Source organism: Enterovibrio coralii, from assembly GCF_001559595.1.
Lineage (GTDB): Bacteria > Pseudomonadota > Gammaproteobacteria > Enterobacterales > Vibrionaceae > Enterovibrio > Enterovibrio coralii.
Genome location: NZ_LNTY01000025.1, coordinates 19,488 through 31,983, shown reverse-complemented (window position 1 = coordinate 31,983; position 12,496 = coordinate 19,488). Strand labels below are relative to the sequence as shown.

Here is a 12,496-nt window from a genome sequence, read left to right as displayed (position 1 = left end):
TTTATTCGTTTGCTAAAGCTCAACTAAATCTGTCATTGAGTCAAAAAAGCCAAGAACACCACTTGCACCGCTACGGTCTTCTTCGGTTCTCTGAATGCCCGCCGCTTCATGGCATTGCTCGATGATGTTTTCTTCAGAAACTTGCTTACATGCCTCAAAAGATTGGTTTGCCAGCTTGCTATTCTTTTGCGCGTTGTAAGTGCGAATGTATTCTGGGTAGAACGGCATAACCACGCCAACAGACTCAGAGCCCTTATCTAACACTGCTTTGGCTTTTTTAGGATTACCAACTGAGCGATAAGCCTGCGCTGCCATGTTAAACGTTTGGATCGAAGCATAATCCCAATGTTTTATTAGATTCAGATTTGCCAAAGCTTTGGTCTTCTGCCCTTGCTTCAATCGCACTGTATAAAAGGCTAGACGGGGGTAGGGATGGTGCTTGGTTTGCCCACTAACTGCTTTCTTAGCGAGTTGTTCAGCCTTATCGAGCTGACCCGCATCAATCGCCCTAAATGCTTCTGAGGCATACCAATAGTTTTTGGTGATAGCATTGCTGCGCCCAGATTTCAGATTCTTGTTGAGAGATTTAACATCAAGAGGCTTCTTGCGCTCTTTGCGGTATTCGCGTTTGACGTAGTGAGCAAGATCGATCTCTCGCTCTTCTGGCGAATTGTGTCTTTCCGCAAAGCTTTGCAATAGGCGCGTCGATGCTTCATTCGCCGCCATGTAAATCAATGACTCAGTGTTAAGCCCGGAAATCTTCTTGTTTGCTTCAGACGCCAGACTGACAAAGCTTTGCATCTCTTGTTTCTTTGCGGCCAGTTGGGCTTTATTGAATGTCTGACTGCTTGCCATGCGTTGCATGACGACTTGATACGCTGCAGGAGAATACCCGGCTCTGGATATCAAATCTATCGCCATGAGATCAGCTTCATCTTCATGTGAACGGCTCATCGACGAGCTAATAACGTCTCGGCTGAGTCGGTTAATCGTCAGACCTGCTCGGTAGATATCACCGACTTGTCCGGCGGTTTCCTCACTGGTGACCATGTTTACTTTAATGCCATTGGCCGTCTTGGTTGTGTTCACATCTTGGAAGCTTGCCGTCACCATTGCGACATTGGCTGCTTTTGATACCAGGGCTTTTTGTTTTGCAAAGTACTCGTTGGTTTCATTGTGCTCGAGCAAGATATGTGAAAGCTCGTGCGCAATGATAAATGCAATTTCATCCTCAGACTCTGCATCTGCCAACACACCCAGAGACACCATCACCGTGTCGTTGCTCGCACTTGCCGTATAAGAGCGGTCTGTGGTGATCGAAAGGTAAACTGGAGTTTCTAGCTCTTGATCCCATGCATCAACTATTCGATTAAGAATCTTATTGAGATATTTGTGTGCATAAGGATTTCTCATCAGATCTTTATCTGAGGCTGCTCGAATACTTGCGATATTTGGGTCTTTAACGTCGGTTTCTTTGGTCTCAGGGGCGACAGATGTGGTTGCCAAGGCTTCATTATCTTTATTGGTTTCGTGTTCAATGAACTTACCCTCAAAAGATTCATAGGTGCTGCCTGTCAATGTTGTTAATCCACAACCTGTCAGTAAAAGTGCTGCTGTTGCGGTGACTATCGATTTTAGAAACATTTAGCACCCCTCACCTAGACCATAAGTCGCAAATACTTCCTTGTCGCTTTTGCGCGAGATTTTCTGATTGGTGCAAATGACCGAAGCCTCTGCTTTTTGGTTAAGTTCAACTTCAGTTTGGTGGACCCATTTTTCTTGTTGTTCAACGACAAACTTGAGCATTCCTTCTTTCTCATCGAAGCCAACGACAGGAATAGGGCTCTTTTTCGGATCAGGTAGTGTTTTTGCTTCAACATCCAGACAGTTGTAATCGCTGTCACATATCTCAATTTCACTCATTAAGAACTTCAGAATTTTTACGTCGCCCTCAGCTGCCCAAGCAGTGAGTGGTAGCGTTAACGCAGTGATTAAAGTTAACAAGTGTTTCATTTTGCCTCCTTGAAAATGACGTTTTGTTTGCGTTTGATTCTTCGTTTTACTAAATGGAACCTAACCTTAGAGTTTCTTGCCGCGAGTTGATTGAATTTTTGTATACGTTGTTTGAGTGACTCGAGCATGAAGTAGAAGAAAATGGGAATGTCGAGGAGGAGGATCAGCGGAAGTGCATACCAGTTGGATACACCTATATCTAAAAGCTGGTCTGAGAAAATAATCGTAATAAGGATAAGTAACGACACCAATATCACCGGTTTTAAACCGGACAATGCACTATTACTGCCTGATGCTTGATTTTCTAAGTGAGAGTATCGATACCAGATGACGGTAAATAAGACGCTGATTTGAATGGCGATTTCAAAAATATCGGCAATACTAAGATTAAAAAAGCCCGTGGATGCAGGGACATTCCAGTAATTCTCACCTTTAAACACTAAATTTTCTAATGCCATCGCGTGTTTATATACCCCCGGCAACTTTCCGTGTACGGGAGAAATAACGTTATCTGTGCCGCCACTGAGGTGATATCCAAATAAGACCAACCGGTCATTCAACGCATGTTGAAGCAACGTTGAGTTAAAAGCTCCGGGTTGAAAGAGAGAAAGGGCAGAAATGGTCAGCACTGGAGGGCATTTCAGTCTGAGCTTGTTATCAAGTTCTTCTTCAGAGATAACGCCCTGTACGATAAGCGTCCAAAAGGTATTCAGCATGTTTGCTAGGTTCCCGTCAGGGCGCTCTTCACAGGACTCACCCACATATCTGAACTCGTTTTGTCGAGCATCAAATTTGTTGGTCCACTGAATTACCATGGAATTTTCAAATGACGTATCTGATACCTTGTTTATGCAACTCTCGGTGTTTTGCTCGCAATAAATTCGGTAGAGTGCAAGGGCGGCTGAAGGCGTGGTTTGCCCCTCAAAATCAACAAGCAAAGGGTAGTAATGTTGTTCTCCGCTCCAAGACACGGCGACAAAGTCGGAGACACTATTTAATTGGCTTCTAATTGAATTTGGATTTTTTAAACGCCGTGGCGTGTCGTATTCGGGGTCGCTGGCCATAAAGAGAGGAAAGTCAGTTTTCCCCATGGTTTTTAACCAACGCTCAAACCTATCAGAATGTTTATGATGTTGAAGGATATCGAAAAATACAGCTTTCGGCTGATGATGGCTGGTGACTTTTAAAAGCCTAGCAAGATTTGTGTAATTGACGGGAAATCGTTCTGTCTGCTCTAAAAAGGCTTCATCAATCAGAACAACAGTCACTTGGTCGGATACTGTTTCACTGAAAAATGGCGCAAGCAAACGCAGAATATGATCTTCATAATGCTTTTCTGCCGACACTCTAATACCTAGAGGATCGACAATAAACATTGCGACAATGCAAAGGCCAGTAAAAAGCGTTTTAAATAAGACAGACATATCTTATGCGACAAATTGATTATGACGTAAAACCTTATGTCAAAGTCGTCAATAATTTCACATTCGATATTTGAATAGCTGCTCGCAATCTGACTTCTAATTCTTGATTGATGTATCAATTACAACTAATTGATAGGGCAGTCAAAAATTATGACTTAGCGTCAAAAAAAGCGGGCTGTGCCCGCTTTTGGTGTTTAAACACAACCGACAATTAGCGTTTTTGCTTTTTCGCCAAGCTGGTCAGGTCGAAATCGAACTCGTCTGGGTACATGACAACACCTTCTAGGTCGGTGTTAGGGAACGCAACGATAGACAGTTCGTCGTCCAACAAGCCGTTGGTCCAGCGTGAGTGCCATTTATTCAGGCCAATCGCTTCTGGTTTGCAGTGTTCCCACTCACCCGTCGCCCACTCTTGCGCGAACTCTTCATTCGGCCATACAGGTACACAGTCTTCGTCTTCTGTGTTCAGCATTACGCAACCGTGTTCGTCCGTCAGGATCCAGATTTCACGATTCTCAACGACTTCTTTCACCAGGTATTTGTAACGCTGGTCGACGTCGAATTTCAGGATTTCCGCGATGCGGTCAGCGGTCAGTGTCTTTGCCATGTTGAATTCCATCAGGCTGTCATAGTTGCGGCTAGTATACCCAAAGTTTTCTCTCAAGCACTGACTGATTTCGCTCTCAATCCCATGCCAATTGGGTTAACCACGAATAAAAAAGCCTGTCCGGGGACAGGCTTTGCTTACTGACTTTAAAGAAAAATTAGCCGTTTACTGGCGGATCGAACGCAGTTAGTGCCAGTACTGGACCTTCGTACTTCTCGATTTTGACCAGTGAGGAGTTTGCCGCACAGCCATTCGCCAGACGAGAGGTCGGGATATCGCTGGTCAGCACGTTGGGGCCGCCGTTCTTACAGATGCCTGTTTGCGCATCAAGATCCGGCCAAGCACCTTCATGGATACACACAGAGCCTTTCTTGATGCCATCAGTCACAAGGGCACCAACCAGCACTTGTCCACGGTTGTTGTATGCACGAACGAGATCACCCGTTTTAATGCCACGCGCCGCCGCATCTTCAGTGTTGATGCTGATAGGCTCACGGTTAGTAATCGCATATTCTTCGCGGATTTTGGCATAGTTGAACTGGCTGTGTAGACGATGCGCTGCGTGCGCTGTCATCAATTGCAGTTCGCCGTCTTTCGCGCTGCCTGTCCACTCATCTGGAGCCAACCAGGTTGGGTGTGCCGGACAGTCTTTGTAGCCAAAGCCTTCGATCGTGCGAGAGTAAATCTCAATTTTTCCGCTTGGTGTGCCCAGAGGGTTCATCACAGGATCAGTGCGGAATGCCGCGTGGCGAACAAACTCCGCATTTTTCTTGTTGAATTTCATTTCGATAAGTTCGTTGTCTGCCCAGAACTTATTGAATTTCGGCATACGAATGCGTGCAGAGCGCGCCGCTTTCTGCGCTTCGTCATAGAAGCCTTTCAGCCATTCCATCTCGTCTTTGCCTTCTGTGAAGACATCTTTGCCGCCAGGGCGAAGCATTTCAGACATGTCAGCAAACACAGTGAAGTCGTCACGAGACTCAAACTGCGGCTCAACGACTTTCTTCATTGGAACAAGGTGCTGGTTGCTGTAGTCACCCGTCATGGTGAGGTCGTTACGCTCAAACGACGTCGTGATAGGCAGTACGATATCCGCGTGTTTTGCTGCAGCCGTCCAATACGGTTCAGAGATAACCACCAACTCTGGTTTTTGCCATGCGTTGATCAAACGATTGGTATCTTGGTGGTGAGTAAATGGCGCGCCGCCCGCCCACCAGATCATTTTGATGTCTGGGAAGGTCAGCTCATGGCCGTTGTGCTGGTAGTTAACGCCCGGGTTTTCCAGTGCTTCAACAATACGTGCAACTGGGAAGCTGTTGAGTGCACCTGACACGGCCCAGTCATTACCCGCAGAAGAACCACCACCGATAGACGCTGAAATCGCAGGAAGTACGCCCGCATCACGCGCTGGGTTACCGCCATTTGAGTAGTGGTAAGAAAGACCAAAGCCACCGCCCGGCAAACCGATTTGGCCAAGCATGGATGCCAGCGTGACGAGCATCCAGTGACGCTGTTCGCCGTATTGTTGACGCTGAATGCCCCAGCCTGCCATCAGCATGGTGCGGCCTTTGCTGAAGATGTCAGCCAGCAGTTCGATTTGTTTGGCAGGAACGCCTGTGATTGCCGCCGCCCATTCTGGTGTTTTCGCGATACCGTCTGATTTACCTAACAGGTAAGCTTCAAACTTGTCGTAGCCAATGGTGTACTTGTCGAGGAAGGCTTTGTCATGCTTGCCGTCTGCTTGCAGTGAGTAGGCGATACCCAGCATCAACGCCACGTCAGTCATTGGGTGTGGTGCAATCCACTGTGCATTTTCACCAAAGAACTCAATGGTTTCTGAGCGCATTGGGTCGATAGCGATAACCGTTTTGCCCGATTTTTTCAGCTGGTGGAAGAATTCCAGACCGCTGCCGTCGTTACTGCTCCATGCAATCTTCAGGGTATTCATAGGGTTCATGCCCCAAAGCACAACCACATCACTGTGCTCTAGGACGACAGGGTGCGTGGTTTGTTGCTCGTATACCTCAATCGAGCCTACAACGTGTGGCATGATGACTTGCGCTGCACCCGTTGAGTAATCACCCAAGTGACCCGAGTAGCCGCCCGCCATGCTCATGTAACGTTGAAGCAGCGTTTGCGCTTTGTGAAGGACACCACTTGAACGCCAGCCATACGCACCCGCAAAAACAGATTCTGCGCCATAAGTGCTGCGAATGCGGCTGTGTTGCTCGTGGATCAGCTTGTAAGCTTCGTCCCAAGATACACGTACATACTCGTCTTTACCGCGCACGCCTTCTGGGTTTGCAGGGTTAGCCAAGTAGCCTTTACGTACCATTGGGTATTTCACGCGTGCCTTGGTGTGTACTTGATCAGGACCGGTGAGTTGAAGGCTGTTAGGAACAGTTTGTGGCAGGGCACTCTTGGTTTCGACGATCATGCCGTCTTTCACCGTTGCATACATTGGGCCCATGCGACCAGCGGTTAATACACCACTGCCTTGTGTTTTAGCTTGTGCAGACATTGGCACGATAGATGTAACGGCTAGCGCACCCGCAGTCGCACCCGTTCCTTTTAGAAAAGAACGACGAGATAGTTGTGTCATTGCAATGACTCCTTGTTCTTAATGGCCAGCCACGTCTTTCGCGTGGTGCTGGAAATACTTAGTGAGAATTTCTAAATCAAGCTCGGAGATATCGGTACGGTCGCCCATGCCTTTCGCGACAGGACCCCACGCGTTCACCGTAAAGTGACCGGCAGCGATTTTGGCGTGGCAGGTGGCGCAGTAAACGTTGTCGAGTTGCTCTGCGTATTCCCACATTGGGTCGAGTGAATCGAGAACCGGTGAGTCGACGGTGCCGGTAATTTTCGCGGTACGCCACTCGTTGCCGTATTCGTCTGCCGCGAATTCACCCGCTTCCACAGCGGCTTGGCCTGCGTCGTTAAGTGTGGCGATGATGGCGCGCTGACCATTACCCATGTAAAGCACACGCTCAGCCCCTTTCATTTGGTAGCCAGAGATTTCGACGGTGCGGTTACCGTTCGTTTCGCTGATCACGGTCATTTCTGTGGTTGGATTCACTTCACCCAGATCTGCAAGTGCAATAGGCTGAATTGGGTAAACAGTGCTGGCATTTTTAGGTGTGTTGTCTGCCAAGGCAAAAAGTTGGTCAAAGGCTGCGCTGTCCATTTCTGGCTCAGGAGCAAAGTGTGCAACGCCCTTGTGGCAGTCGATACAGGTCTGGTTATTTTCCACACCATATTCATGCATCTTGGCCGCTTCTTCGGTTTGGGAGTAGAGGTCCATGGCTTCATTGGTGTGGCAAGAACGACAAGTTGCAGAATCATTTTCACGCAGTTGCGCCCAAACGGTCTCTGCCATTGCCATGCGATGTTCTTCGTATTTGTCTTCAGTGTCGATTTTGCCTGTCACGAACTCGTGATAGATATCTTTTGTCGCGCGGATCTTGGTGAAGACATACCCGATTGGGTCATTTGGAATGTGGCAGTCGGCACATTCGGCGCGAATACCTTTTGCATTGCTAAAGTGGACTGAACCTTCGTATTCCTCATAAGCGATTTGCATAGAGTGGCACGAAACACAAAATTCGGTGCTGGAGGTTGCATGCATCACTGCGGCTGTCCCACCGAGGGTGAGCCAACCAACCGCGATACCAATCGCTGCAACCAGCGCAACGAACCGCTTCTTTACTTTCATTATTATCCCTCTGAAAAACTGCGAAAAAACAACTCTTCGCGCGAGGAAAATACCCTGATGTTTGTGTGACTATATTTGAAGGCGGTCGCAGTATGATGAAATCGACACTCTTCAAACGTCGAAACTCTTGGATTGATCACGAAAAAAAGTGGCTCAAAATCAACGTGTTATAAAAATAACTCAATAAAAACAACAGCTTGAATTTAATTAATTCGAGCTTGAAGCACTGTGTCAGTGTTGTTCAATGAAAATGTTTAGTGTGCAACGTGAAAGGCGGGTGACAAATTAAGTGAGGAGGAAGTGAGTGTTAAACAACTTGTGCTTTGTTTGATTGGGTGAGGTTGAATTCTACACCGGCAAAGTTGAATGACGTTGCGTGTTTGATGTTTCGAGTAGAAATGAAATTATCAATAACAAAATAGTGATAAGGACGATGCAATTTTTGAATGTGATAAGTCACTGATTGAAAGGCGTTTCAATTGTGCAACCAAAGAGAAATGCATCGATAACTGTGCTAACGTAGCCCAAAAGAATGAAAGGATTCATCTCGTTGAAAAAGCTGTCCGCCACTGTTCTCCTCACCTTTGCCCTGTTTGGCTGCGAGTCTGATACATCATTAGCACCCAAAGTAGAAACCCATCACACGGGCTATCATGCTTCGTCGTCGCTCGCTGCGTTTTTTGCGCATGAGGAAGATGTCCCCGCTCATTACTCAGGCTTCTTTCCACTTCAAACTGGTCACGACGCCTTGTTAACCCGTCTTGCGATGATTGAGTCAGCCTCGCACTCGCTCGATCTTCAGTACTACATATTCCGTGATGATGAAACCAGCCAACTGCTGGTCTGGCGGCTCTATGAAGCTGCCGAACGTGGTGTGAAAGTCCGTCTGTTGCTTGATGATATGCAAAGCCGTAAAGACAGTGATATCGCCTATCTCAATGCGCATCCTAATATCGAGGTGCGGTTGTTTAATCCACATCAATACCGCTTCTTGCGAATGCTGTCTTGGGTGACAGATGGCGACCGTCTCAACCGACGTATGCACAACAAATCCATGACGGCAGATGGCGTGGTTTCTGTGGTGGGTGGCCGCAATATTGGTAACGAATATTTTTCATTCAAATCAGATGTGGAGTTTGGTGATTTCGATGTATTGCTGAATGGGCCAGTTGTCGAAGAAACCCAAGTCCAGTTTGATGAATACTGGAACAGTCGTTTTTCTGCGCCGATGGCTTGGATTCAAAAGAGCGATCGCGTACCAAACAGCGAAGACATTGAACACTGGCGTAAGGTGTCTCAAATAGAGCATCAGTTCACCAGCGATACCTACAATTTCGACACCTTGCCATTGTACAAAGACATCAAGAACAACCAAGTTTCTCTGCATTGGGGAGAGGCTTCGCTGCTTTACGATCTGCCGGAAAAAGTGGGGAATGGCCAAAGCCAGCTTATTGATGGCTTGGTCGAGCTATTGGCAAGTGTTGAACACACCGCCGTGATCATTTCACCTTACTTTGTCCCAACGAAAGCGGGGACAAAAGCCCTTGCAAACGCGGCAAAGCAAGGCAAGAACATTGTTATTCTCACTAACTCTCTGGCGTCAAACGATGTGTTTGCTGTGCATGGTTGGTATGCCAAATACCGAGAAGAGCTGGTGGCGGCAGGCATTGAGCTTTGGGAGATGAAAGCGAAAGCCAAGATTGAACACCAGTGGAGCGTTACGGGCAGCTCCCGTTCCAGTCTGCATGCCAAAGTCATGATGTTGGATGACCGTAAACTCTTTGTCGGGTCGATGAACATGGACCCGCGTTCCGCCGAACTTAACACTGAAATGGCCGTTGTGTTTGACCATCCTGAATATGTGTTGAAGGCCAAGCAAGGACTAGAAGGGCTGCTTTATACCAGTGCATATAAATTAGAGCTGCAAAATGGGAATTTAGTGTGGCGAGATTTTGAGTCTGATGAAGTGTTAGACGAGGAACCCGATGCTGGCTTTCTATTGAAAAGTGGGGCGTGGTTGAGCGGGTTGTTGCCGATAGAAAATTGGCTTTAGATGCTTTGCAGAATAGGCTGCTATCTCATCGCACTCTCAAAAAGCCCAAGCACATAGCTTGGGCTTTTTACTGCCCCGCTTTGCCCCGCAAGATGTCTGGATGCGCTTCCAATAAGTTCGCGGTGAGTTCATTGATGGTTTGACGGTGTTCAGCAGCAAGAAGGCGCGCAGGTGGTTGACTGACGAACAGTTTGTGAATGCACGTCGCTGGTGAACGGCTAAGAAACCAAATCTCATCAGCCAAGGAAAGTGCCTCGTGCAAATCGTGGGTAACAAACACCATGGTGGATTGCTGGCGTTGCCAAAGTGCAATGAGCTGCTCTCTGAGTTGGTCAGCAGTTGGGGCATCCAAAGAGGTAAAAGGCTCGTCGAGGAGCAAGAGGTCCGGCTGATAAACGAACGCTCGCGCAATGCTCACCCTTCGCTGAATGCCTCCGGAAAGCTGTGAAGGATAGTCATCCAACTTGTCGAGAATGCCCATCGAGGCCAGTGTTTCCCTGATTGTCGGATTCCCTTTACCGCCAATCAGTTCTAAGTTTTCTTTCGTTGTTAGCCAAGGCATTAAGCGAGGTGTTTGGAAGATGTAGCCGATTTTAGGTGTTTCACTTCGCGTGTTAGAAAAGGAAATCTCGCCCTTATTCGCGGTTTCGAGCCCTGCAATCATATTCAATAACGTGGATTTACCGCACCCTGATGGTCCAATAATGGCGGTTATCTTGCCTTCGGCAATCGTGCCACTGAGTTGGCCGATAACGGTTGAATCGGAACGATAGTGCTTGCTCTGAATGTTGAGCGTAATTCCTGTCATCCCCGTCCCCTCGACACCACCTTATCAAGCGGTCTGAATAGAAGTGCTTCGAGCAAAAATATCACGCCAACAAAGGCAAAGGTGTAAGCCAAAATTCCCGCAATATCAAAGAACTGAAACATGGTGTGGAGCTTAAAACCAACACCGTTGCTGCGCCCCAACAGTTCGACCACCAAGACAATTTTCCATATCAATGACAAGCCAGTACGAGCAGATGCCATGATGTAGGGGTAGAGCTGCGGCAGGAATACCTGAAAGAATTGTTTTGCAGGGGAAAGGCGAAAGACTTTGGCAACGTCCATCAGGTCGTTGTCTACCACCCGTGCGCCTTCGCGAATCATGGCGACGACGGTTGGAATTTTATTCAGTGCCACGGCTGTCACCGCGGCAGCTTCCACGAGTCCAATCGTTAAATAGCAAAGCAAGATAGTAACGAGTGCTGGGATGTTCAGTGCAAGGATGAGCAGCGGATCGGAAAGCTCATTGAGCTTAGGAAACCGCCCCATCATGATGCCAAAAATAACCCCAAGCACCATAGAAATGATGAAAGCGAGAAAGACACGCCATAGCGTCATGCCGAGATGGAACAGCATTTGTTCGTCAAGCAGCTCATAAACAAACGCATGGTACACCTGAATAGGTGTCGGGTAGTCTGCACTCTCAATTAACGTGGCTGACCACTGCCATAAAGCAAGCAGGATCAGCGGTACGATGTAGCGTTGATAATTTGGCAAACTCACGCGTCAGCGATTCCTCAAAATGGGCAGACTAGGGTGATTGCCAGAAGGTGCCTTCGCTCAGTGAGTTGGAGTCTCCAACCAGCTTCTTTCCACCTTCTTTGGCAAGAATCGCGTAAATCTGCGCTGCTGCGTCCTGCTGCTCCGTCCCAAATGTGCCGGAAAATCCGCGGCGATAAGCCGCCTTGAGGGCGTTGAACACGTCATCGTTTTCCGCTTTGGTTAGCGGGCGAATCGTTTCCCATTCTTCGTCTGAGCGTCGCAAGATTGCTCTGGCTTCTGCGGATGTGTCCAAAAAGGCGTTGACCAGTTCAGGATTGGCTTGCGCCCATTTCTCGTCAAACACCCAGCCCAACATAGGCACCTGAGTTTCAATGCCAAGTCCTGCGACGATCTCATCGAGGCTAATGACAGGCTGGAAACCTGCCGCTTCCAGCCTTGCACCGTAATGCCAAAAGTTGATGCCAAGCGGCACCTTGTTTTGCATCAGAAGTTTATTTAAAAGTGGCGGAGCTACAAATTGTTGCTCGGTCAGTTCGCTGACGGACTTATCCTCTTTTGCTTTGCAATAGGCTTGATACAAGAGCCAGGTTTTGTCGACCGAGCCTCCTGCAATACCGAGTGTTTTCCCTTCAATATTGCAAGGTGAAGAAAGCGGTGATTCAGGATTAGCGAATAAACCGCCCGCCGTCGCTGAGGTGGGGGAGAGCGTGTAGGTTTTTCCCGCCGCTCGTTGACGGCTTACCCACACCCAATCTGAGAAAATGACATCAACCGCGCCGCCTTGCAGTGCTACGGACGACGCGTTTTTGGAGGCAAGCGGCGTGATATCGAGTGTGAATCCGGCTTTCTCATCGAGCTTGTTGCGTTTAATGACATCCATTTCCCAATTGATGGTGCCGAACTTCAAAACGCCGACGTTTATTGAGGGAAGGGGAGCGGCAGATACACTGAATGCCGTCATGAAAAATGACACGCCAACAACGATCGTTTTGGTGAGAGAGGATGAGATGGCCATAACTGCTTAACCTTATGATTCCACGGGGAACAGCTTTAAAGCTAGGCACGCTTGGCAGTTATCGCAATGCAACTTTGTGAGGAAAAGACTTTTACCTTAATAATGAAAAAGCCTTTTCGCG

10 protein-coding genes are annotated in these 12,496 nt (G+C 47.9%); 1 reads left to right on the top strand and 9 read right to left on the bottom strand.

Going from position 1 to position 12,496, the window contains the following annotated elements:
* Nucleotides 1–12: 12 nt before the first annotated feature.
* From ATN88_RS07250 to ATN88_RS07225, 6 genes are all read right to left on the bottom strand, one after another.
* On the bottom strand, nucleotides 13–1,644 hold the full coding sequence (locus ATN88_RS07250) for a M48 family metalloprotease (RefSeq protein ID WP_067413486.1): 1,632 nt from the start codon (nucleotides 1,642–1,644) through the stop codon (nucleotides 13–15).
* Nucleotides 1,645–2,013 (bottom strand): hypothetical protein, encoded by a 369-nt coding sequence (locus ATN88_RS07245; protein WP_067413483.1) that lies wholly within the window; start codon nucleotides 2,011–2,013, stop codon nucleotides 1,645–1,647.
* Nucleotides 2,010–3,437: a CHASE2 domain-containing protein gene (locus tag ATN88_RS07240; protein ID WP_067413480.1), complete on the bottom strand. Its 1,428-nt coding sequence runs from the start codon at nucleotides 3,435–3,437 to the stop codon at nucleotides 2,010–2,012. The genes ATN88_RS07245 and ATN88_RS07240 overlap by 4 nt, the downstream gene beginning before the upstream one ends.
* Nucleotides 3,438–3,648: 211 nt before the next feature.
* A complete protein-coding gene (locus tag ATN88_RS07235; RefSeq protein ID WP_067413477.1) occupies nucleotides 3,649–4,044 on the bottom strand; it encodes a DUF2750 domain-containing protein in 396 nt (131 codons plus the stop codon).
* Between the two features lie 157 nt (nucleotides 4,045–4,201).
* Complete coding sequence (locus tag ATN88_RS07230) at nucleotides 4,202–6,646, bottom strand: molybdopterin guanine dinucleotide-containing S/N-oxide reductase (protein WP_067413474.1); 2,445 nt, start codon at nucleotides 6,644–6,646, stop codon at nucleotides 4,202–4,204.
* Nucleotides 6,647–6,664: 18 nt separating this feature from the next.
* A complete protein-coding gene (locus ATN88_RS07225; protein ID WP_067413469.1) occupies nucleotides 6,665–7,759 on the bottom strand; it encodes a NapC/NirT family cytochrome c in 1,095 nt (364 codons plus the stop codon).
* A gap of 532 nt (nucleotides 7,760–8,291) precedes the next feature.
* Here ATN88_RS07225 and ATN88_RS07220 point away from each other — a divergent pair.
* Nucleotides 8,292–9,812: a phospholipase D family protein gene (locus tag ATN88_RS07220; RefSeq protein WP_083539439.1), complete on the top strand. Its 1,521-nt coding sequence runs from the start codon at nucleotides 8,292–8,294 to the stop codon at nucleotides 9,810–9,812.
* A gap of 67 nt (nucleotides 9,813–9,879) precedes the next feature.
* On the opposite strand, the gene ATN88_RS07215 is transcribed toward ATN88_RS07220, so the two are convergent.
* Genes ATN88_RS07215 through ATN88_RS07205 form a run of 3 tightly spaced genes read right to left on the bottom strand, consistent with a single transcriptional unit; the run spans nucleotide 9,880 to nucleotide 12,375 of the window.
* Complete coding sequence (locus ATN88_RS07215) at nucleotides 9,880–10,620, bottom strand: ABC transporter ATP-binding protein (protein ID WP_067413466.1); 741 nt, start codon at nucleotides 10,618–10,620, stop codon at nucleotides 9,880–9,882.
* Entirely contained in the window at nucleotides 10,617–11,360 is a 744-nt protein-coding gene (locus ATN88_RS07210; RefSeq protein WP_067413462.1) for an ABC transporter permease, read from the bottom strand. Before ATN88_RS07210 ends, ATN88_RS07215 begins: the two co-directional genes overlap by 4 nt.
* Before the next feature lie 28 nt (nucleotides 11,361–11,388).
* Nucleotides 11,389–12,375, bottom strand: a complete 987-nt coding sequence (locus tag ATN88_RS07205) for an ABC transporter substrate-binding protein (protein ID WP_232312916.1) — start codon at nucleotides 12,373–12,375, stop codon at nucleotides 11,389–11,391.
* Between the last annotated feature and the right edge of the window lie 121 nt (nucleotides 12,376–12,496).

What these genes read in the sequence shown, in the direction of transcription:
- ATN88_RS07250 (WP_067413486.1), bottom strand. Translation starts at nt 1,644, where the DNA reads ATGTTTCTAAAATCGATAGTCACCGCAACAGCAGCACTTTTACTGACA.
- ATN88_RS07245 (WP_067413483.1), bottom strand. Translation starts at nt 2,013, where the DNA reads ATGAAACACTTGTTAACTTTAATCACTGCGTTAACGCTACCACTCACT.
- ATN88_RS07240 (WP_067413480.1), bottom strand. Translation starts at nt 3,437, where the DNA reads ATGTCTGTCTTATTTAAAACGCTTTTTACTGGCCTTTGCATTGTCGCA.
- ATN88_RS07235 (WP_067413477.1), bottom strand. Translation starts at nt 4,044, where the DNA reads ATGGCAAAGACACTGACCGCTGACCGCATCGCGGAAATCCTGAAATTC.
- ATN88_RS07230 (WP_067413474.1), bottom strand. Translation starts at nt 6,646, where the DNA reads ATGACACAACTATCTCGTCGTTCTTTTCTAAAAGGAACGGGTGCGACT.
- ATN88_RS07225 (WP_067413469.1), bottom strand. Translation starts at nt 7,759, where the DNA reads ATGAAAGTAAAGAAGCGGTTCGTTGCGCTGGTTGCAGCGATTGGTATC.
- ATN88_RS07220 (WP_083539439.1), top strand. Translation starts at nt 8,292, where the DNA reads ATGAAAGGATTCATCTCGTTGAAAAAGCTGTCCGCCACTGTTCTCCTC.
- ATN88_RS07215 (WP_067413466.1), bottom strand. Translation starts at nt 10,620, where the DNA reads ATGACAGGAATTACGCTCAACATTCAGAGCAAGCACTATCGTTCCGAT.
- ATN88_RS07205 (WP_232312916.1), bottom strand. Translation starts at nt 12,375, where the DNA reads ATGGCCATCTCATCCTCTCTCACCAAAACGATCGTTGTTGGCGTGTCA.